18 protein-coding genes are annotated in these 21,472 nt (G+C 67.6%); 14 read left to right on the top strand and 4 right to left on the bottom strand.

Going from position 1 to position 21,472, the window contains the following annotated elements; all coding sequences use genetic code 11:
• Nucleotides 1-309 precede the first annotated feature (309 nt).
• Both smc and ABZX86_RS35255 read left to right on the top strand, forming a co-directional pair.
• Complete coding sequence (gene smc / locus ABZX86_RS35260) at nucleotides 310-3,918, top strand: chromosome segregation protein SMC (RefSeq protein ID WP_355129966.1); 3,609 nt, start codon at nucleotides 310-312, stop codon at nucleotides 3,916-3,918.
• 181 nt (nucleotides 3,919-4,099) lie between these two features.
• Nucleotides 4,100-4,753, top strand: a complete 654-nt coding sequence (locus ABZX86_RS35255) for an HAD family acid phosphatase (RefSeq protein ID WP_355129964.1) — start codon at nucleotides 4,100-4,102, stop codon at nucleotides 4,751-4,753.
• A gap of 1 nt (nucleotide 4,754) precedes the next feature.
• On the opposite strand, the gene ABZX86_RS35250 is transcribed toward ABZX86_RS35255, so the two are convergent.
• The gene (locus ABZX86_RS35250; RefSeq protein WP_355129962.1) at nucleotides 4,755-5,687 is read right to left on the bottom strand and encodes an NmrA/HSCARG family protein; all 933 of its coding nucleotides are present in this window, start codon (nucleotides 5,685-5,687) and stop codon (nucleotides 4,755-4,757) included.
• Nucleotides 5,688-5,793: 106 nt separating this feature from the next.
• Between ABZX86_RS35250 and ABZX86_RS35245 the strand changes: the two genes are divergently transcribed.
• From ABZX86_RS35245 to ABZX86_RS35230, 4 genes are all read left to right on the top strand, one after another.
• Complete coding sequence (locus ABZX86_RS35245; RefSeq protein WP_355129960.1) at nucleotides 5,794-6,720, top strand: helix-turn-helix domain-containing protein; 927 nt, start codon at nucleotides 5,794-5,796, stop codon at nucleotides 6,718-6,720.
• A gap of 10 nt (nucleotides 6,721-6,730) precedes the next feature.
• Entirely contained in the window at nucleotides 6,731-7,093 is a 363-nt protein-coding gene (locus ABZX86_RS35240) for a cupin domain-containing protein (protein WP_355129958.1), read from the top strand.
• Between the two features lie 642 nt (nucleotides 7,094-7,735).
• The gene (locus ABZX86_RS35235; RefSeq protein WP_355129956.1) at nucleotides 7,736-8,713 is read left to right on the top strand and encodes a LacI family DNA-binding transcriptional regulator; all 978 of its coding nucleotides are present in this window, start codon (nucleotides 7,736-7,738) and stop codon (nucleotides 8,711-8,713) included.
• 157 nt (nucleotides 8,714-8,870) lie between these two features.
• Complete coding sequence (locus ABZX86_RS35230; protein ID WP_355129954.1) at nucleotides 8,871-9,224, top strand: hypothetical protein; 354 nt, start codon at nucleotides 8,871-8,873, stop codon at nucleotides 9,222-9,224.
• A 34-nt stretch (nucleotides 9,225-9,258) separates the two neighbouring features.
• On the opposite strand, the gene ABZX86_RS35225 is transcribed toward ABZX86_RS35230, so the two are convergent.
• Nucleotides 9,259-9,840, bottom strand: coding sequence for a helix-turn-helix domain-containing protein (locus ABZX86_RS35225; RefSeq protein ID WP_355129952.1), 582 nt, complete (start codon nucleotides 9,838-9,840; stop codon nucleotides 9,259-9,261).
• Nucleotides 9,841-9,929: 89 nt separating this feature from the next.
• Between ABZX86_RS35225 and ABZX86_RS35220 the strand changes: the two genes are divergently transcribed.
• Entirely contained in the window at nucleotides 9,930-11,036 is a 1,107-nt protein-coding gene (locus tag ABZX86_RS35220; protein WP_355129950.1) for an FAD-dependent monooxygenase, read from the top strand.
• 12 nt (nucleotides 11,037-11,048) lie between these two features.
• On the opposite strand, the gene ABZX86_RS35215 is transcribed toward ABZX86_RS35220, so the two are convergent.
• Nucleotides 11,049-11,438, bottom strand: coding sequence for a DUF2237 domain-containing protein (locus ABZX86_RS35215; protein ID WP_327144786.1), 390 nt, complete (start codon nucleotides 11,436-11,438; stop codon nucleotides 11,049-11,051).
• 215 nt (nucleotides 11,439-11,653) lie between these two features.
• On the opposite strand from ABZX86_RS35215, the gene ftsY reads away from it, so the two are divergent.
• The 6 genes from ftsY to ffh all read left to right on the top strand — a co-directional run bounded on the left by ftsY (nucleotide 11,654) and on the right by ffh (nucleotide 19,880).
• Nucleotides 11,654-13,177: a signal recognition particle-docking protein FtsY gene (gene ftsY / locus ABZX86_RS35210; protein ID WP_355129948.1), complete on the top strand. Its 1,524-nt coding sequence runs from the start codon at nucleotides 11,654-11,656 to the stop codon at nucleotides 13,175-13,177.
• Nucleotides 13,178-13,440: 263 nt separating this feature from the next.
• Nucleotides 13,441-14,799: an ammonium transporter gene (locus ABZX86_RS35205; protein ID WP_355130031.1), complete on the top strand. Its 1,359-nt coding sequence runs from the start codon at nucleotides 13,441-13,443 to the stop codon at nucleotides 14,797-14,799.
• 5 nt (nucleotides 14,800-14,804) lie between these two features.
• The gene (locus ABZX86_RS35200) at nucleotides 14,805-15,143 is read left to right on the top strand and encodes a P-II family nitrogen regulator (protein ID WP_297628039.1); all 339 of its coding nucleotides are present in this window, start codon (nucleotides 14,805-14,807) and stop codon (nucleotides 15,141-15,143) included.
• Nucleotides 15,144-15,285: 142 nt separating this feature from the next.
• Entirely contained in the window at nucleotides 15,286-17,754 is a 2,469-nt protein-coding gene (locus ABZX86_RS35195) for a [protein-PII] uridylyltransferase (RefSeq protein WP_355129945.1), read from the top strand.
• Nucleotides 17,755-17,910: 156 nt separating this feature from the next.
• Nucleotides 17,911-18,225 (top strand): hypothetical protein, encoded by a 315-nt coding sequence (locus tag ABZX86_RS35190; RefSeq protein WP_327144789.1) that lies wholly within the window; start codon nucleotides 17,911-17,913, stop codon nucleotides 18,223-18,225.
• A 74-nt stretch (nucleotides 18,226-18,299) separates the two neighbouring features.
• Nucleotides 18,300-19,880, top strand: a complete 1,581-nt coding sequence (ffh, locus tag ABZX86_RS35185; protein WP_355129943.1) for a signal recognition particle protein — start codon at nucleotides 18,300-18,302, stop codon at nucleotides 19,878-19,880.
• Nucleotides 19,881-20,288: 408 nt separating this feature from the next.
• Here ffh and ABZX86_RS35180 read toward each other — a convergent pair whose 3' ends face one another.
• Complete coding sequence (locus ABZX86_RS35180) at nucleotides 20,289-20,462, bottom strand: hypothetical protein (protein WP_355129941.1); 174 nt, start codon at nucleotides 20,460-20,462, stop codon at nucleotides 20,289-20,291.
• 74 nt (nucleotides 20,463-20,536) lie between these two features.
• Here ABZX86_RS35180 and ABZX86_RS35175 point away from each other — a divergent pair, with 74 nt between their 5' ends.
• Complete coding sequence (locus tag ABZX86_RS35175) at nucleotides 20,537-21,463, top strand: LysR family transcriptional regulator (RefSeq protein WP_355129939.1); 927 nt, start codon at nucleotides 20,537-20,539, stop codon at nucleotides 21,461-21,463.
• Nucleotides 21,464-21,472 lie beyond the last annotated feature (9 nt).

Below are 21,472 nucleotides of genomic sequence, written 5' to 3'. Positions count from 1 at the left end.
CGCACTTTACGGATCTGATGTCGCTGTAATGACCCCGTCAGGAATCACTGGAAACACAAATGCGCGCCTGCGTGATGGTCAGCAGGCGCGTACTGAAGTCTGTGAGAACCAAAAGTTGCAACACCCAGAGAGTACCTGATCTTCGGGACATCCGACGAATTCCCACCTCGGGGACGTGTCGCAAGTCTCTGCGCCACAGGATCGCGACGCAGCCCACTCCCTGGACCCTACGCCCCGGCCGCTCGGGGAACCGGACGCGTTCCCGGCATACCCGGGGCAATCGGGGCAGAGCGGGTAACCTGAGCGGCTGTGCATCTGAAGAGTCTGACGCTGAAGGGATTCAAGTCCTTCGCGTCCGCGACGACGCTGCGGTTCGAGCCCGGCATCACCTGTGTGGTGGGCCCGAACGGTTCCGGCAAGTCGAACGTCGTCGACGCGCTCACCTGGGTAATGGGGGAACAGGGCGCGAAAGCGCTGCGTGGCGGGAAGATGGAGGACGTCATCTTCGCCGGCACCTCCGGCCGCGCCGCGCTCGGCCGCGCCGAGGTCACCCTCACCATCGACAATTCCGACGGCGTCCTGCCGATCGAGTACTCCGAGGTCTCCATTACCCGGCGCATGTTCCGGGACGGGGCCGGTGAGTACGAGATCAATGGCAGCTCCTGCCGCCTGATGGATGTGCAGGAACTGCTCAGCGACTCCGGTATCGGCAGAGAAATGCACGTGATCGTGGGTCAGGGCCGGCTCTCGGCCATCCTCGAGTCGCGGCCGGAGGACCGGCGGGCCTTCATCGAGGAGGCGGCGGGCGTGCTCAAGCACCGCCGGCGCAAGGAGAAGGCGGTCCGCAAGCTCGACGCAATGCAGTCGAATCTGGCGCGGCTCAATGACCTCACCACCGAACTGCGCCGCCAGCTCAAGCCGCTCGGGCGGCAGGCCGAGGTGGCCCGCCGGGCCGCGACCGTGCAGTCCGAACTGCGTGATTCCCGGCTGCGACTGGCTGCCGACGATCTGGTGAGCCGCCGCGGCGAGCTGGAGAGTCAGCAGAGTAAGGAGTCGTACGCGCGCGAGCAGCAGGTCAATGTGCATGCCGAGCTGGATGCCGCCAATGCCGCGCTGGCACAGCAGGAATTCGAGCTGTCCCGGCTCACCCCGAGTGCGGAGGCCGCGGCGCAGACCTGGTTCCAGCTCTCGGCGCTGACCGAACGTGTCAACGCCACTATCCGGATCGCCCGCGATCGGGCGCGCAATCTGACCATCGAACAGCCCACCGGCGCCGGTCGCGACCCGGAGCAACTCGAGCGCGAAGCCGAGCGCGTCGAAGCCGAAGAGGCCGAACTTCTCGAAGCGGTCGAAATGGCCACGGCCACTCTGGAAGCCGCCCGCGATCAGCTCTACGACCGCGAACAAGCTGCCAAGGCCGCTGAACAGGCACACCTGGCCGCGGTACGTGCCATCGCCGACCGCCGCGAGGGTCTCGCCAGGCTGTCGGGCCAGGTAGACACGCTGCGCTCGCGGGCGCAGTCGGTGGATGGGGAGATCACCCGCATCTCGGCCTCCATCGCCGAAGCGCGGCAGCGCGGTGCGACCGCCGATACCGAATTCGAAGCGGTACAGGAGGAATTGAACGAGCTCGACGCGGGCGAGGCGGGCCTCGACGCCCAGTACGAGCATGCCGCCGAGGCACTGCACAGCGCCGATGAGCGCGTCACCGAACTGCGCGAGAAGGATCGCGAAGCCGGTAAGCGCGTCGCCTCGCTGGGCGCGCGCATCGAGGCGCTCACCATGGGCCTGGCGCGGCGCGACGGCGCGGCCTGGCTGCTCGAACATCGCACTGACGGGCTGCTGGGCCCGCTGTCCGGGCTCATTCGGGTGCACGGCGGGTTCGAGGCCGCGGTGGCCGCCGCCCTCGGGCCGCTCGCCGATGCGGTGACCGCCGATACCGGGCCGTCCGCGCACGCCGCCGTGCGTGCGCTCAAGGAGGCCGACGGCGGGCGGGTCGCACTGGTGTATGCCGGTGCCGCGCAGTCGAATACGCGCGCCGGGGGCGAGCTACCGGGTGCGGCGCGCTGGCTCGCCGAGGTCGTCGACTGCCCCGATCATCTGCGCGGCGCGATCACCGCGCTCACCACCGGCATTGCCGTCGCCGACAGTCTCGATGCCGCCGCGCAGGTCATCGCGGCTCGCCCGGAATTGCGCGTGGTCACCCGCGAGGGTGATCTCACCGGCGCCGGCTGGGTGCTCGGCGGCTCCGATCGCGCGCCGAGCCAGCTCGAGGTGCAGGCCGAGATCGACTCCGCCGGAATCGAACTCGCCGACTGGCAGCGGCAGGCCGAAACGCTCGAGGCCGCGCTCGCGGGCGCGCTCGCCGAACAGACCGACCGCCGCGAAGCCGTGGATCACGCGCTGCTGGCCCTGCACGAATCCGACCAGTCGCTGGTCGCCATCTACGACCGGCTCGGACGGCTCGGGCAGACCGCCCGCAATGCCCAGCGCGAGTGCGAACGTCTGCTGGCACAGCGCGTCGAGACCGAGACCGGGCGCGAGGAGACCCTCACCAAGCTCGCCGAACTGGAGAACCGGCTCCGGCACGTCGAGGACGAACAGTCCGGCATCGGCTCCGAATCCGAGAGCACCGAGACCGCCGGATACGCCCGCGAACAAGCCGCCGCGGCACTCGCCGAATCCCGCTCCATGGAGGTGGAGGCGCGGCTCACCGTGCGCACCGCCGAGGAACGCGCGGAATCGGTGCGCGGTAAGGCCGACGGTCTGCGCCGCACCGCCCGCGCCGAACGCGAGAACCGGGCCCGCGCCGAACGCCAGCACGCCGCCCGGCGGCAGGCCTCCGCGGTTGCCGCCGTGGTCGCCGAATCCGCCGAGAAGGTCGCCGCCGAACTGGAGAAGGTGGTCGCGCAGGCCGCGGTCCGCCGCGACGAATTGGTGCGCCGCCGTACCGAATTCGCCGCGCAGGTGGATCAGACCAAGGAGCGCGCCCGCGCGCTCAATACGGCGCTGGCCCAGCTCACCGATGCCGTGCACCGCGACGAGGTCGCCCGGGCGCAGGCCGCGCTGCGCATCGAACAGCTCGAAACCAACATCTCCGAACAGTTCGGGCTCGCGCTCGAGGATCTGATCAACGAGTACGGTCCGGACACCCTCATGCCGCCGACCGCGCTGGAACTGATGGAGTACGAGCAGGCCAAGGAGCGCGGCGAACAGGTCAGCGAACCGCAGCCCATGCCGTACGACCGTGCCACCCAGGAGCGCCGGGCCAAGCGGGCCGAGAAGGATCTCACCACCCTCGGCAAGGTGAATCCCCTTGCGCTGGAAGAGTTCGCGGCGCTCGAGGAACGCTACAATTTCCTGGCCACCCAGCTCGAGGATGTCAAGAAGGCGCGACAGGATCTGCTCGACGTGGTCACCGAGGTGGACGCCCGCATCCTGCAGGTGTTCACCGAGGCCTGGGAGGACGTCGAGCGCGAATTCGTCGGCGTCTTCAGCAAGCTGTTCCCGGGCGGCGAGGGCCGGCTGCTGCTCACCGACCCGAACGACATGCTCTCCACCGGAGTCGAAGTCGAGGCGCGCCCGCCGGGCAAGAAGGTCAAGCGGCTGTCGCTGCTCTCCGGCGGTGAGAAGTCGCTGACCGCGGTGGCTTTGCTGGTCGCCATCTTCCGGGCCCGCCCCTCCCCGTTCTATGTCATGGACGAGGTCGAGGCGGCCCTGGACGACACCAACCTGCGCCGCCTGATCGGGCTGTTCGAGCAGTTGCGGGAGAAGAGCCAGCTCATCGTCATCACCCACCAGAAGCCGACCATGGAGATCGCCGATGCGCTGTACGGCGTCAGCATGCGCGGCGACGGCATCACCCAGGTGATCTCGCAGCGGCTGCGCGGGGAGAATCTGGTCGGCGCGACCACGTAATCGGGCGGTCCGGTCATCTCGCGGCAACTCGGCTCCGGGGGCCTCGAACAGGCCGGTCGCGGACGTATCTTCGTCGCTGTCCGCAACGCCTGACGGGCGGATCCCGGTGACCGGGATTCCTTTGTGCGACAGTGTGAAACACCTGCGCGTCGCACATTGCGGCCGCTAGCGTCCCGTGCTCATGAGACGTTCTATCGCAGGTATTGCTCTCGGTGTTGCTGTCACTGTCGCCGTCCCGCTGCCCGCCGCGCTGGCGGACAGCGGGTCCTCGTCACTGTCGGGAGGGACCGGATCCTCCTCGCTGTCCGGGGGCGGCTCCGGCTCCGGTGGCGGCGGCAGCCTGCCCAGCGAATCCCAGTGGATCTCCGATGTCACCACGGTCATCAACTCCGCACAGGCCTACCTCACCACCGCGCTGCCCGGCGCGACCAAGCCCGCCATCGTCCTCGATATCGACAATACGAGCCTGGAGACCCAGTACAGCCCGGGTCTGATCACGCCCGCCATCCCGCCCGTGCTGGCCCTGACGCAGTGGGCGAAACAGCAGGGCGCCGCAATCATTTTCGTGACCGGCCGGCCGTCGCTGCTGAACATCTACAGCCAGCTCAACCTGTCCGCCGTCGGATACACCGTGGACGGGCTGTACGGCGGCGGACTCACCACCGGCTCCAGCGGTGCGGGTGCGCTCGCCGACTACAAGACGGCGACCCGCGTCTCCATCGAGCAGCAGGGGTACACCATCGTCGCGAATATCGGCAACAGCGCCTCCGATCTGTCGGGCGGGCACGCCCAGCAGACCTTCAAACTGCCCGACTACAACGGCGCACTCTCCTGATTCAACCGGCCAGTAGCGGCTTCAGTTGGGCCGCACCGGTTTCGGCGAGCCAGGTATCGAAAGTGCGCAGACCCGGATGGATTTCGCGAAGGGCGGGGATATCGGCATGCCAGCCCCTGCCCTCTCGTGACATTCGCCAGACATTGATGATCGAGTCGCCGAGTGTGCTCGCTTCGGCCTCCGGGACTTCCTCGTAGCGCACCGGATGGCCGGTGACCTCGCTGATCGTCGCGGCCGCGGCCACCATGGTGCGCGCGTCACCGGCCAGTTCGATCACATGTCCGTGGAAGCGTTCCGGATCGGTGAAGGCCAGCACCGCGAAGTCCGCGATATCGTCCAGCGCGACCATCTGGATCGGGCGGTCGGCGGGGAACAGGTGCCGGTGCACACCATTGTGGATACCGTCCACCACCAGGCCGCGTGCCAGATAGTTCTCCATGAACCGGACCGGGCGCAGGATGGTCCAGTGCAGACCGCTGGACTGTACGGCCTTCTCGATGCGCCGTTTGCCGTTGGCGCCCCACGAATCCTCCTGATCGAACGAGGCGATACCCGTGAAGACGAGGTGCTCGACGCCGGAGGAGCGGGCGGCCGCGACCAGATCCAGGCCGCGCCGCGCCTCCAGTTCGATATTCCAGCCGCCGGGCCCGAAAACCGCGGGCGGCACCAGGAAAGCCGCACGCGCGCCGGACATTGCGGTCGCGAGGGATTGCGGATCGTCGAAGTCGCCGGGTGCCAGTTCGGCGCCGGCGGCCGCAAGCTCCTGTGCCGCAGTCGATTCCGGGTCCCGCACCAGTGCGCGTACCGCACGGCCCGCGGCCAGGAGGCGGCGCGCGGTCGCGCCGCCCTGCTGCCCGGTCGCGCCGGTGACCAGAACCAGGTCATTGTGCACCGGCCCCGCATTGTGCACCGGCCCCGCATTGTGAACAGACATTGTCACCCTTGTCGTTTCGGTAGTATTCGGGTCGGGCGACCCGAATACCGACGCTACGAGCGGGCGTATCCGGTTGGCCAGCACCGGAAAGGAACGCCGTAACGAAATGACCGCAGCAACTCCGGTCCGCTCCGGGCCCAATGCTCGCGCCGACGCCCGCCGCAATCGCGCCCTCGTACTGGCCGCCGCGCAGCGGGCTTTCGTCGAGTACGGCACCGAGGTGTCGCTGGCCGAGATCGCGCGCCGCGCCGGGGTCGGTGCGGGCACCGTGCACCGGCATTTCCCCAGCAAAAACCATCTGCTGGAAGCGGTGATGCAATTGCGCATCGACCGCCTCACCGCCCTCGCACTGGGGTATCGCGATGCACCCGACGCCGGCGCCGCCTACTTCGCCTTCTGCGCCGAGGTGGTGACCTCCACCATCGGAAACGGTGCGCTCTGCGAGCTTTTCGACAATGACGGCTGGCCGCGCGACGGCCTGCGTGAGGCGGGGGAGCGCTTCCATCTGGCGCTGGGGCAATTGCTCGCCGCCGCACAGCGGCAGCACGCGGTGCGCGCCGATCTCACGGTGCCCGATGTGCTGGCCCTGTTCACCGGATATGTTGCCATCCAGCGCATATCGACGACCCAGCCCGGTCTCGCCCGGCCCGCGGCACTCGTCCTGGAGGCCATGCGCGCGACCACCCCCGACCGGCGCGTAACGAAACCCCGAAATCCCGCCGCTGCCCGTGACGAAAACGCCCCGCATAACGTCACGGCACTCTGCCCGGTCTGCGCCACCCCGCTGCGCCCGACCGGCACCGGCCGCCCAGCCCGCTACTGCTCACCCGCCTGCCGCCAGAAGGCCCACCGCCGCCGCCATTCCGTAGCCGCCGCCGGAACAGCGGCAGATGCGGTCGCCGTTGCCGCCATCGGCACTGCCGCCACTGCCGCCATCGCCGATACCGGCGGCACGACGGCCATCGCCGCTGCGGGCGCTACCGCAAGTGCTGTCGGAGCGACCGCCGACCCCGGGCGCCACACGGCCAATTAGGCTGGCGGACATGGCAGAACAGAGCGATGGCCGCACCCTACCGGCGACGGTGACGCGCACGATCGAGCTGGACGTGCGGCTACCCCAGCCGAAACTCACCGCGCGAGTCGAGGTCCGCCGCATTCGCATGGCCGCGGGCACCCTCGCGGGACTACACGTCCACAACGGCCCGGTATTCGGCAGCATTGTCACCGGAACCGTCATCTTCCAACTGGACGGTGAGCCCGAAATCGTGCTCGGCCCCGGCGACGTCTTCTACGAACCCGAGGCTGCCCGCATCGCCCGGTTCGACGCAGGCGACACCGACGTCGAATTCCTCGGCTACTTCCTGCTGACCGCCGACCAGCAGCCCGAACTCGAATTCCCGGAGTAGCAGGCCGGATTCGTCGCCACGCCGCTGTTGTCGAATGCCCGGCCGAGGGCTTGTCACACCGGCGACTGAATTCCACTGTCGCAGCGGCCTGCCGCCCCACGGCTCGCTGAGGTGGAAGCGCACGCGCCGGTGCAGCTTTCAATCAGATCTGTGAACCATGCAGCAGGCGTCCTGCCGTGCCGGGTCCCATGTCTTGACAGCCGAACCGTCGTGCGCCTGTCCGAAAGAGCAACGGGTCCAGTTTATTTCGTGCAGTCGCATGCCTGTTCGCGGTTATGGGGTCGTGTCCCTTGCCGCCATCGCCTGGGGGAGGAAAGCGCGCAGTGCGTCGAAATCGTAGAAGCGGTTGAGGTCGTCGGGGCCGGGGTGCGTCCTGTGCGGTCGCGGGCCCCGCACTGAGCAGTCCGGACAGCAGCACCGGGGCGATGATCGCGGTCCAGCGGCGTCTCATCGGGTCCGCCCGGACTCGCTACGGCGGGGGCCGATGCTGGCGGTTGTGGCGGCCTCGGTGCCGACTTCCTCGCCGATCATGGCGTCTCCGTGCTGTTCGTATACGCTAATTCGTATTAGTTATCCGACGATCGTGAGGGCGGCCACAGAACGCAATAGACTGCGGGCAGGTGACGAGGAGTGAGGTGCAGCGTGGCGCGGGTGACAGCGCGGGACGTCGCGCAGGCGGCGGGCGTTTCGCAGACGACGGTGAGCTTCGTGCTCAATGATCGTGCGGACCAGACCATCTCGGAGAGCACCCGGCTGGCGGTCCTCGATGCGGCCCGCAGACTCGACTACGTTCCCTCCGGTGCGGCACGGAACCTGCGCCGGGGGCGCAGCAATGTCGTGCTGTGCGTGATTCCTGACATTCCGGTCACGGAGGTCATGGAGGTTTTCCGCCGCGGACTGAGCCGCGTGCTCGAGGCGTCCGGATTGACGTGCGTATTCCTGCACACCGAGGACGGCACGCAACTCACCGGACTGTGGTCGCATGTCGACCCGGTTGTGGTGCTGTCCTTCGGCGCTCTCGGCCGGACCGACGCCGAGCACATTCGCCGGACCGGCGTCGCCCTCATCGATGATCTGCTCGGCACCTCCGGAAAGGCCCTGACCGGCCTGGACCAGACGCAGATCGGCGAGCTGCAGGTGCGGCACCTCGCGGCGCGCGGGCACACCCGCATCGGGTTCGGCACGGTCGGCGATCCCCGCGAAGCCGCCTTCTGCGCACCGCGCCTGCATGGTGCGCAGCAGGCATGCGGCAGCCTCGGACTGCTCCCGCCGGTCGTGTTTCCGGTCGAATACACGCGAGTGAGCGGTCTCGCTGCCGCGCGGCACTGGGCCGATCACCAGGTCACCGCCGTCGCCGCCTTCAACGACCTGGTTGGGTTGACCCTGTTGGCCGGTGCGCGCGATGCCGGACTCGGGGTGCCCGAAGATCTGGCGGTCGTCGGCGTGGACAACCTGCCCATTGCCGCGCTGGTCTCCCCGCAGCTGTCGACGGTGGCGATCGATCCACTCGTCCTGGCCACCGCGCTCGCGGGTCACATTGTCGCCGCCGCTGGAATGCCCGAATCTCCCACCGAGCCAAGTGGATCCGCACTGCGGCTCATCGAGCGAGAGTCGACCTGATCGATCGGCCGGCGTCCGCGGAGAGCTCCGCATCGGGCGCATCCACTGCGCGAACACCTCGGGACGGTGTAACCTTCTGCCCCACCGGGTTCCGTTAACGTCCGAGGTCAGGCGCTCGGCTCGACTTGAATTCCGGTCGAATGGGAGATCTTGCGCCATGCTCGGAACCAGGCAACATACGCTTCGCACCATCAGCAGATGGACTCTGGCACTGCTGATCTCGACCATCGTGGCGCTCGGTGCCCTGTCGGCAGCAGCGGGTCCGTCCGGCGCCGCGACAGGCGGCGTCCCGTCGATCGCATCGCGGATCCAGTCGGCGTCAGCGCCCGGGCCGAACATGCCCGCGCCCGCCCGCCGCAGTCACGGGCATACGCACCACCACTTCTTCGGTTCGTCGAATTCCCACTCCGGTGTGGGCGGAGCCATCGCGGTGGTGGTCCTGCTCCTCGTCGTCGGCGTCATAGGCGCAATCGTCTTCGTGATCATCCGGATTCGCAGCCGGCGGCGCTGACCGATTCCTGACCACCGGCGGCTGTTCACTCCCGTTATGAATGCTGTTGTGGCCGTAGGCCGTCGATCATGATCTTCATGACTCGGTCGACCGCGTCGGTGTAGGACTCGTCGCCGCGGGTGTAGACCTGCACGGTCATCAGCAGGGCGATTTCCTCGGGGCCGATATCGGTGCGGAGGTCGCCGTCGGCCTGGGCTTGGGCCGTCATCCGGGTGACCAGATCGACCGCGGCGGCGCGGACTCCGGTCAGTCGCGGGTCCACGTGCATGGCCTGGTGGGTGGCGGGGCCGACCGCGGCGGCCTGTGCGCCGAGCTGCATTTCGGCGCATTCGCGCAGGAAACGGCACATGCCGAGCCAGGCGGTGCGCTCCTCGCGCCAGGCGGCGGTGGCCAGCTCCGCCAGTCGCTCCAGATGGGCGCGCGCGGTCGCGATCAGCAGGGCGTCCCGATCGGGGAAGCGCCGGTAGAGGGTGCCGACGCCGACGCCGGCGTGGTCGGCGATGTCCTTCATCGGGACCTCGGTACCGCGTTCGCGGAAGACGTCGAGGGCGGCATTCAGGATCTGGTCACGATTGCTGCGCGCATCGGCCCGCAACTGCTCGGCCGTGATACTCACCTCCGATAAGTGGACGAAATGCTTCCGGTTAGCCTAACATGAGGTTAAGCGGACGAAATTCGTCCAGTTAGAAATCAGAGGTGATGGTCATGAGCGCAAAAGTCCTGATTTCCGGAGCCGGTGTCGGCGGCTCGACCCTGGCCCACTGGCTCGGCCGCAGCGGGTTCGAGGTGACGGTGGTCGAGCGCGCCGCGGGACAGCGGTCCAGCGGCAACCCGGTCGATGTGCGCGGTGCGGCGGCGGATGTGGTCGCCGAGATGGGCGTGCTGCCCGAATTGCGCAAGGCGGCAACCAGTGTCGCGCGCATCAGTTTTGTCGACGCGAACGGCCGCCGCCGGGTCTCGATGTCCACCAAGAACTCCGGCGTCTCCGCCGACCGCGATATCGAGCTGGCCCGCGCCGACCTCGCCCGCATCCTCCTCGACGCGGCCCGTGATCAGGCCGAAATGCGCTGGGGCGACACCATTACCGGACTCACGCCGCAGGATTCCGGTGTCGCGGTGACCTTCGAGAACAGCGCGCCGCAGACCTTCGACTATGTGGTCGGCGCGGACGGGCTGCACTCGAATGTGCGCAAGCTCGCCTTCGGCCCGGAATCGCAGTTCGTGCGGCATATGGGCATCTATGTCGCCACGCTGCCGGTGGACCGGGCGTACGGCGATGCGGATGAGGTTGTCATGTACAACACGCCCGGGCGGTCGATCTCCGTGCATCCGGCGGGTGGAAAGCCGCTCGCGGCCTTCATGTTCCGCAGTCCTGTCCGGCCCGGCTTCGACTACCGCGATATCGAGCAGCACCGGCGATTACTGCTGGAGGCATTCGACGGACCGGCCGGAATCTTCGGTGACCTCTTCGACCAGGTGCGCGCGGCCGGTGATCTCTACTTCGATGCCGTCAGCCGAGTCGACCTGCCGCACTGGTCGAAAGGCCGCATCACGCTGCTCGGCGATTCCGCCTCCAGCGTCTCACTTTTCGGCGACGGCTCCAGCCTCGCCATCGCGGCCGCGCATACCCTGGCCGAGGAACTGGGCCGCACTCCCGGCGAACCGGACACCGCGCTGCGCCGCTACGAACAGCGGCATCGCCGGGTGGCGGGCCCCAAGCAGCGTGGCGCCCGCGCGGCCGGGGCTTTCATCGTGCCCGGCAGCCGGCTGGCAATCCTGCTGCGCGACACCGCTGTCCGCTTCGTGCGCTGAGCGCGGCCCGGATCAGAGCAGATCGCTGACATCGTCCGGAACGTCTACGGCGTATTTGCGGAGAGTTTCCATGGGAACCACCTCGAGCGCGTTCTCATGGGTGGCGGCCAGCACCACCGGCGCCGCCACCCCGTCCTCGTGGGCGTGCAGCCAGCGCACCGCCACCACGCACCAGCGGTCACCGGGTTGCAGGCCGGGGAAGTTGTTCTCCGGTCGCGGAGTGAGAAGGTCGTTGCCGATCGACTTCTGGTGCTCCAGGAATTCTGCGGTCACCACGGTGCACACGGTGTGGCTACCAAGGTCTTCGGGACCGGTGCTGCAGCAGCCGTCCCGGTAGAAGCCGGTGAGAGGATCGGTGCCACACTCCTCCAGCGATCCCCCAAGCACATTTCGATCGGTCACGCCGCCGATCCTATTGTCTCGGTGTCGCATTCGCCGCTCCTTCCGCAGTGTGGTGCGTTGATGAACAGACCGGTCGGTCGCAATTGGGCCTGAAGCCAGCCAATTCGGCGCATTCATAGCCGCGATGCATTGACGTGTGCTAGGCAACACGGCTCCGGAACTCGTGGGTAGGTGTGTGAAACCGGCAATAGTCGGGCCTCTGAAAGGATGGGGGTGTGACTGCACAAGCTTGGATCCTCATTGCCGCTATCGCCGCGGTCCTGCTGGTGGCGTTCGTTTCCGGATTCGTCCTGTACAAGCGCCGCCGCATCTCCCTGACCCCGGCCGCCGAAGAGACGCAGGCGGAGCTCACCGACCGGTCGGGAGGGTATGCGGCATCGGGGGGATTCAACTTCAGTCAAGGCGGCGGGGCGGCCACGCTGCCCAAGCCGGCGCCCGAGCCCGAGCCCGTGCGCATCGAACGCACCGATACCGATGGGCAGCCGCAGATCGGCGACGATGCGGCAGTCCCACGTGATTCGGGCAAGCGCACCATCCAGGACATTCCGCTACCTGCTCCGGTCCAGGGACCCGAGCTCGCGCCTGAGGCTGTCGCTCCGGCCGAGGAGCAGACCACCGAGGCGATAGCACCTGCCGAGACGGTCGAGCCGACCGAGGCGCCCGCCGAAGCCGAGCCCGTCGCGCCGGTGGAAGCCGCAGCGCCCGAGGTCATCGCGCCGACCGCGCCCGACGAGACCGCTGTCGACACTGCCGTTGTCGCAGACGACACCGTCACCCCCGCCGCGCCCGAACTCGACATCGACTTCATCCCCGAGATCGACCCCACCGCGGGCCGCCTGACCCGCCTGCGCGGCCGTCTCGCCCGCTCCCAGAACGCCGTCGGCAAGTCCCTGCTCGGCCTGCTCGGCGGCGGCGACCTCGATGAGGACTCCTGGGAGGAGATCGAGGACACCCTGGTCATGGCCGATCTGGGCACCGCGGTCACCGCCACCATCGTCGCGCGGCTACGCGAGGAAATGGCGGCGCGGACCGTCCGCACCGCCGACGAGGCGCGCGCCGTGCTCCGCGAGGTGCTGATCGAGGCCCTGCGCCCCGAACTCGACCGCTCGATTCGCGCCCTCCCGCATGCCGATCATCCGGCCGTGCTGCTGGTCGTGGGTGTGAACGGCACCGGAAAGACCACCACCACAGGCAAACTCGCGCGCGTCCTGGTGGCCGACGGCCGCCGCGTCCTGCTCGGCGCCGCGGACACCTTCCGGGCCGCCGCCGCCGATCAGCTGCAAACCTGGGGCGAACGGGTCGGCGCGGATACCGTGCGCGGCAAGGAGGCCGCGGATCCGGCCTCGGTCGCCTTCGACGCCGTCAGCGTCGGCATCGAGCGTGGCGTGGATGTGGTGCTCATCGATACCGCCGGCCGCCTGCACACCAAAACCGGCCTGATGGACGAATTGGACAAGGTCAAGCGGGTCGTGGAGAAGCGGGCCAAGGTCGACGAGGTGCTGCTGGTGCTCGATGCCACGGTGGGTCAGAACGGGCTCACGCAGGCCCGGGTTTTCGCCGAGGTCGTCGATATCACCGGCGTCGCGCTGACGAAGCTGGACGGTACGGCCAAGGGCGGCATCGTTTTCCAGGTGCAGCACGAGCTCGGCGTACCGGTGAAACTGGTCGGTTTGGGCGAAGGCGCGGACGACCTCGCACCCTTCGAACCGGGCGCTTTCGTGGACGCTCTGCTCGGCTGAGCAGCACCGAACTGGGCGAACCACGCGAATCACCACAAGCCTCACGTCCCACGCGTAACAGCGGTGCGATTTCGGAAACCTGACCGAAACAGTGCAATCTCATCCGTTCACCTACGCGAAACGCCGCAGGATCACGTCGGAAACACCACTTGCGCAACCTTCATGTCAGGCTCGTTCGCCGGTTGCGGCAGAGCCCGAGATGAGGAGGAACGAAGGTGGCTTATCCCTTGCTCGGTGTGCCGGACACCGGCGACACCGCATGGATGTTGGCTAGCTCCGCGCTAGTGCTGTTGATGACGCCTGGACTGGCGTTCTTCTACGGCGGCATGGTCCGTGGCAAGAACGTCCTGAACATGATCATGATGAGTATCAGCGCGATGGGTCTCATCGGCGTGCTCTGGGTGATCTACGGATTCTCGGTCGGCTTCGCCAACGACAAGTTCGGCGGTCTGATCGGTGACCCCGGCCAGTTCTTCGGTCTGAAGGGCCTGATCGGCAGCAATGGCGCGGCGGCAGTCGCAGCCGACGCGGCGAACGGGGTGACGGCCGCCGATGCGGTCAAGATCCCACTCGCCGGCACTATCCCGATGACCGTGTTCGTCGCTTTCCAGCTGATGTTCGCGATCATCACCGTCGCCCTGATTTCGGGCGCCGTCGCCGACCGCCTGAAGTTCGGCGCCTGGCTGCTGTTCGCCGGCGTCTGGGCAACGGTCGTGTACTTCCCGGTCGCGCACTGGGTCTTCGACGCGGACGTGAAGGACGCCGCGGGCAATGTGATCCACCACGGTGGCTGGCTGATCAACAAGATTCAGGCCATCGACTTCGCCGGTGGTACCGCGGTCCACATCAACGCCGGTGCGGCGGGCCTCGCGCTCTGCATCGTGCTCGGTAAGCGCAAGGGCTGGCCCACCACCCCGATGCGCCCGCACAACCTGACCATGGTCATGCTCGGCGCCGGTCTGCTGTGGTTCGGCTGGTACGGCTTCAACGCCGGTTCGGCTGTCAGCTCGAACGGTCTCGCCGGTTCGACCTTCATGACCACCAGCATCGCCACCTGCGCCGCCATGCTCGCCTGGCTGCTCGTCGAGAAGATCCGCGACGGCAAGCCCACCACCCTCGGTGCCGCTTCGGGCATCGTGGCCGGTCTGGTCGCCATCACCCCGTCCTGCTCCTCGGTCAACGTGCTCGGCGCGCTGGCTGTCGGCGCCGTGGCCGGTATCGCCTGCGCCCTGGCCGTCGGCCTGAAGTTCAAGCTCGGCTTCGACGATTCGCTCGACGTTGTCGGTGTTCACCTCGTCGGTGGTGTCATCGGCACCCTGATGATCGGTTTCTTCCTGGCTCCCGAGTCCGGTGCCTCGCAGGGCCTGGGCGGCGCCAAGGGCATCTTCTACGGTGGCGGTTTCGATCAGCTCGGCAAGCAGGCCATCGGCGCCTTCTCGGTGCTGGCCTTCTCCTTCATCGTCTCGCTGATTCTCGCGTACGCCATCAAGTTCACCATCGGCCTGCGCGTCGACGAAGAAGCCGAGTTTGTGGGCTTGGACGAGTCGGAGCACGCTGAATCGGCATACGATTTCGCTGCTGTGGGTGGCACGGCACGTTCCACCGCCGTCAAGGAGGCATGACGCAAATGAAACTGATCACTGCAATCGTCAAACCGTTCACGCTCGAGGATGTCAAGACCGGGCTGGAGCAGGCAGGCGTGCTCGGTATGACTGTCAGCGAAGTGCAGGGCTACGGTCGTCAGAAGGGCCACACCGAGGTCTACCGCGGTGCGGAGTACTCCGTCGACTTCGTCCCGAAGGTCCGGGTCGAGGTAGTTGTGGACGACGCCTCCGTCGAGAAGGTCGTCGAGGTTATCGTCGAGGCCGCTCGTACCGGCAAGATCGGTGACGGCAAGGTCTGGGTCACCCCGGTCGAGGCCATCATCCGGGTTCGCACCGGTGAGCGCGGGTCCGACGCTCTCTAGCACTACAGGGATCGAGCGAGCGGCGGCCCCGCTCCCCGCCGGATGAGGACCGGAGGGGACGGGGCCGTCGCCGTGCTCGGGCAGAGTTGAAAGTTCCGGGCGCAGCCGGAATGACGAACTGAATGAGATGGGTGGTGGGTTTGTGGGATTCCAGCAGGCACGCGACGAGAAGGGCTCCGAGGAGACGATCTCCAACGGCGCTTCGGATCTGGTCCGGGCTCGAAACCAACTGCTCGCCGAGCACCCCGGCGGCCGCACCGCCCGCCTGGAACCCGAGGCGCTGCGCCAGGCGCTGGTGGACCTCTACGAATTGTGGCTGACGACAAAGGGACACGAGGTCGGCATCACCGCCGACAGCGGTCTGGCGATCGTCGCCGTGGGTGGTCTGGGACGCCGCGAAATGCTCCCGTACTCGGATCTGGATCTGGTACTGCTCTACGACGACGTCGATCCGGCGCGGGTCGCCGAGGTCGCCGATCAACTCTGGTATCCGCTGTGGGACGCACACATCAAGCTCGACCACAGCGTGCGCACGGTGCCGCAGGCGCTGCGCGTGGCCGCGGACGATCTGACCGCGGCATTGGGCATGCTGGAGGCCCGCCATATCGTCGGCGACGAAGGCCTGAGCAATCTGCTGATCAGCGGCGTGCGGCGGGACTGGCGCTCCGGGGTGCGCTCCCGGTTCGACGGGCTCATCGCACAGGCCGAAACCCGGTGGCGCCGTAGCGGAGAGATCGCGCACCGCGCCGAACCCGATCTCAAGAACGGCCGCGGTGGACTGCGCGATATCCAGCTGCTGGACGCCCTCGCCATCGCACAGCTGACCGATGCCATGCCGGGGCTCGGTCCGGATGTGCCGGGTGGCGGGCTGAAGCAGGCGCATCGCCGATTGCTGGACGTTCGCACCGAACTGCATCGGGTCGCCGGTCGCGCCCGCGACCAATTGCGCGCCCAGGACGCCGATGAGATCGGCGCCGCCCTGCGCATCGGCGACCGCTTCGATCTGGCCCGCACGCTCAGCGATGCGGCCCGGACTGTCAGCTATTCGACCGATGTCGGATTGCGCACCGCCGCGAACGCGCTGCCCCGCCGCGGACTCGCCCGCCTGCGCCGCATGCCGGTGCGCCGACCACTCGATGAGGGGGTGGTCGAGCACTCCGGCGAGGTGGTGCTGGCGCGCGATGCGCGGCCACAGCGTGATCCCGGTTTGATACTGCGGGTGGCCGCGGCCTCCGCGCAGTCCGGATTGCCCATGTCCGCAACAACTTTGAACCGTCTCTCCGAGGATGCGCCCGAGCTACGCGAGCCGTGGCCCAAGGAGGCGCTCAACGATCTGCTGGTGCTGCTGGGCGCGGGTCGCGGCACCATCGACGCCATCGAGGCCCTCGACCGAACCGGTTTGTGGGGCAGGCTCTTTCCGGAGTGGGGCGTGGTGCGGGATCTGCCGCCGCGCGATGCCATGCACACCTGGACCGTCGACCGTCACCTCATGGAGGCCGTCGCGCAGGCCGGTACGCTCTCCACCCGCGTGGCCCGCCCGGACCTGCTGCTGATCGGGGCGCTGCTGCACGATATCGGCAAGGGGCGCACGGAGGATCACAGTGTGGTCGGTGCGGAGCTGGCCACCTCCATCGGCCGGCGGCTCGGACTGTGGCCGTCGGATGTGCGCACGCTCTCGGCCATGGTGCGGCAGCACCTGCTGCTGCCCGATACCGCGACCCGCCGCGACATTTCCGATCCGGACACCGTGAAAACGGTGGTCGAGGCCCTGGACGGCGATCCGCTGCTGCTCGAATTGCTGCACGCGCTCGCGGAGGCCGATTCGCTGGCGACCGGGCCGGGCGTCTGGAACGACTGGAAGGCCTCGCTCATCGGCGATCTGGTGCGCCGCTGCCGGTTGTCCATGGCGGGGGAGGAGCTGCCGCAGCCCGAGCCGATTCCGGACGATCTGCGCGCCCGCGTCGAAAACGGCGGTGTGCATGTGGAATTGAAGCCGGGCGATGGCCGCTACACCCATATCGTCACGGTGGTCGCGCCCGACACCGCGGGCCTGCTCTCGGATGCGGCCGGAATCCTGGCCCTGCATTCGCTGCGGGTGCTCTCGGCCGAGCTGGTGAGCGTCGGGGCTTCGGCGATCGACACCTTTGTGGTCGCGCCGCGTTTCGGTGATCCGCCGGATCCTGGTCTGCTGCGCCAGGAATTGATCAGGGCGATAAACGGAGATCTGGACTTGGTTTCGGTGCTCGCACGCAAGGAACGGGAAGCCGGTGGCACCCAGCGAAGTCCGTTTGCGCAGGCGGAGCCGCGCGTGATTTGGGTGGATACGGCGGAACCCGGACGGGTGCTCCTGGAATTGCGCGCGGAGGATCGTATCGGTTTACTGAGTCGTTTGGCAGCCGCTTTCGCGGAATGCGATGTAAATGTGTCGTGGGCGAAGGTGGCCACGCTCGGTGCGGCGGTGGTGGACTCGTTCTACCTGGATCTCGGTGCCTCCGACACGCCGGAACGCCGCGCGGAAATCGAAGCGGCGGTGCTTTCTGTGGTGCCTCCGCAACAACCGAAGAAAACGCCCGAATCAGACACTGAAATAGGATCAACCTCAGGTTTCTGACCATTCGCCAGGTTGCTTGATTAACTGGCAAACCGTACGTTTGCCAGTTAATCCGATCGTTGCACGTAATTTGCTGAAATACCGATCTGGCGGTCCGCGTTCCCCCCTAATATCGCCCTCAACCAATGGTGTCGCGCGTATGAGGGGAGCTGGTCGGTGGCAATTGAAGTTGTTTCGGCGTCGATGATGACGAGCGATATGACCCCGCATATAGCGCGCTGCGTAGGCGGTGACCGCTGGGTGGTTTCCTGGCTGCCCGGTCGCACCCTCTCCGGTCAGCAGGCGGTGACGGCCATGACCATTGCCGGGACGGTGACCATGCCCCCGGTGACCGACTCCGAATGGATCACGCTCGACGGTCTCGCCCTCGAACTCGGGCTCACCGCCCGCGAGGCGGTCGGCATGGTCGCGAGCGAGCCGCACGCCCTCCGGCGCCCCTCCACGAAGCCGCGCCCGCGCAGTCTCGAATAGCCTGGAATAACAGCTCACCGCGGATCCCACTACCCTGGTATCTCGAGTGACGTCCCTCGAGATCAGGAGCATCGGTGTTCGAATCCCTTTCCGACCGGTTGGCCGGTGCCCTCCAGGATCTGCGCGGGAAGGGGCGCCTGTCTCCGGCCGATATCGATGCGACCGCCCGTGAGATCCGCCTCGCCCTGCTCGAGGCCGATGTGGCGCTGCCGGTGGTGCGCACCTTCATCGCCAAGATCAAGGAGCGTGCCAAGGGCGCGGAGGTCTCCGCGGCGCTGAACCCGGCCCAGCAGGTCGTCAAGATCGTCAATGAGGAGCTCGTCGGCATCCTCGGCGGCGAGACCCGGCGACTGCAGTACGCCAAGAATCCGCCGACCGTCATCATGCTGGCGGGTCTGCAGGGCGCCGGTAAGACCACGCTCGCGGGCAAGCTCGCGAAATGGCTGAAGGGCCAGGGGCATCAGCCGCTGCTCGTCGCCTGTGATCTGCAGCGGCCCGGCGCGGTCACCCAGCTCCAGGTGGTCGGCGAACGGGCCGGTGTGCCGGTCTTCGCGCCCAATCCGGGCACCTCCATCGGCGGTGGCGACAACCCGCTCGGTGTTTCCGCGGCCGATCCGGTGGATGTGGCCCGGCGCGGTATCGAAGAGGCCAAGTCCAAGCAGTACGACATCGTCATCGTCGATACCGCCGGTCGCCTCGGTATCGATGCCGAGCTCATGACGCAGGCTTCCGGCATTCGCGATGCGGTCAACCCGGACGAGATCCTCTTCGTCCTCGATTCCATGATCGGTCAGGACGCGGTCACCACGGCCGAGGCCTTCCGCGACGGCGTCGGCTTCACCGGTGTCGTGCTCACCAAGCTCGACGGTGACGCCCGCGGTGGTGCGGCGCTGTCGGTGCGTGAAATCACCGGGCGCCCCATCCTTTTCGCCTCCACCGGTGAGAAGCTCGAAGACTTCGACGTCTTCCACCCCGACCGCATGGCCAGCCGCATTCTCGGCATGGGCGATCTGCTCACCCTGATCGAGCAGGCCGAACAGGTCTACGACGCGCAGCAGGCCGAGGAAGCCGCCCGCAAGATGGGCTCCGGCGAGCTCACCCTCGAGGACTTCCTCGAGCAGATGCTCGCCATCCGCAAGATGGGCCCGATCGGCAATCTGCTCGGCATGCTGCCGGGCGCGGGTCAGATGAAAGATGTACTGGCCCAGGTCGACGACAAGCAGCTCGACCGGGTGCAGGCCATCATTCGCGGCATGACGCCCACCGAGCGTGACAACCCGAAGATCATCAACGCCTCCCGCCGCCTGCGCATCGCGAACGGTTCCGGCGTCTCGGTCTCCGAGGTCAACCAGCTCGTCGACCGCTTCTTCGAAGCCAAGAAGATGATGGGCGCCATGAGCCGCCAGTTCGGCCTCCCCGGCGCGCGCGGCGGCAACAACAAAAAAGGCAAAGGCAAGAAGGGCAAAAAGGGCGGCCGCGGCCCCACCCCGCCGAAGATGCGCGGCGGTTTCCCGGGTATGCCCGGTATGCCCGCCCTCCCCGGCGGCATGCCCGGCGCCATGCCGGACATCTCCAACCTCCCCGCCGGCCTCAACGAACTCCCCCCGGGCCTGGAAGGTTTCGACCTCTCCAAGCTGAACTTCCCCAAGAAGTAAGCGCCACAACCGAATTCACCTCGGCCCCGTCGCACAGCGGCGGGGCCGAGGTGCGTCGAGAGCCCGGCGTCACACCGAATTGGGCGGCCGACTCCATTGCGGCTCCGCCGCGCGGAGCGCAATTGCTCGCGTGGGACGAGGTCGTTGGCTCGGCGGATGCGTTCAGGCTCGAGGTTCGTGACCGCCAGGGAATTAGTGGCGGGCCCTTCTCGGCCGATGCCGCCGTCAACTCCTGGTGAACGTCCGACCAGGTCGGAGGTGGGGACGGGGGCGAGGACTGGTCGAAGGCGAGGTATGTCGGCAGCGAAGGATTGGCAGGCGGCGCATGGACGGGCGGGGCTTTCGGTAGGGAATTGCAGGTGGGTGGGGCTTGGAGGGTGTTCGGAGACCAGGGTGTGTGGTTGTGGCTCAGTGGGGGCCGAGCTGGTGGGGGGTGTTGGGGGACAGCCACATTCGGACGGTGCCGCAGGTGCAGCGGGTGTAGGTGACCAGGCCCTCGGAGGTGTGGTGGCGGGAGATTGTGGTCGGGGGAAGGGTGGTCGGCCATCCGCAGGTGCCGCAGTGCTCGTCTGATCCGGTCATGGGTTCGAGTCTTTCCGGGCGTGATAGGTGCGGTCCATCGAATAATTCCGCAGGGAATCGTGTGGAATGTCCACATGATCGATCCACGGTTGCAGTCGTTGCGGGTGTTGCGGGAGCAGGGGACGGTGACGGCGGCTGCGGCGGCGCTGCATTTGACGCCGTCGACGGTGTCGCAGCAGTTGCGGGGGCTGGCGCGGGATTTCGAGGTGGAGTTGCTGGAGCATGTCGGGCGGCGGGTGCAGTTGACGCCTGCCGCGTTCGCGCTGCTGCGGCATGCGGATCTGCTTGCGGCGCAGGGGGAGTTGGCGCGGGCGGAGTTGGCTGCGCATCGGGCGGGTATTGCGGGGCGGCTGCGGTTGAGCGCCATGCCGACCGCGCTCGCGGCCGTGGTGGCTCCGGCGGCGGCGCGGTTGCGAGATACCCATCCGAGCTTGAGCATTTCGCTGATCGAGGACGAGAGCACGCACTGTTTCGAGCTGCTGCTGGCCGGGGACTGCGATATCGCCGTGGTCCTGCCCGCGCCCGGCAGTCCCAGTGCGGACGATCCGCGGTTCGAGCAGCGGCCGTTGCTCGCGGAACCGATGGATCTGCTGGTTCCGGCCGGACATCGGCTCGCGGGGCGCTCGGACGTGCAGCTGATCGAGGCGGCCGCGGAGCCGTGGATCACCGGGCGGGATTGGATCACGCACTCCCTGGTGGTGTCCGCAGCCTGTGCCGCCGCCGGGTTCACCCCTCGAATTGCCGGGCAGGCTGTGCATTTCGTCGGAGTATCGGCAATGGTCGCGAACGGATTCGGGGTCAGCCTGATCGCGCGGCTGGCCTTGATCCCGCCGGAGCTGGCGGTGGTGCGGGTGCCGCTGCGGGGTGACCCGGTGCCCATTCGGCGGCATCTGGTCGCGCTACGCCGGGGTTCCGCCGAGCACCCGGTCATCGCGGCCGGGGTCGCCGCGATCCTTGCGGTGTGTCGTGAACGCGCGGACATCTCCGTGCTGGACGAATAGTGGGACACG

It is taken from the genome of Nocardia sp. NPDC006630, from assembly GCF_040611495.1.
In the GTDB taxonomy this organism is placed as follows: Bacteria; Actinomycetota; Actinomycetes; order Mycobacteriales; family Mycobacteriaceae; genus Nocardia.
The sequence above is the reverse complement of the archived record's forward strand: the minus strand, read 5'-3'. Positions and strand labels throughout refer to the sequence as shown.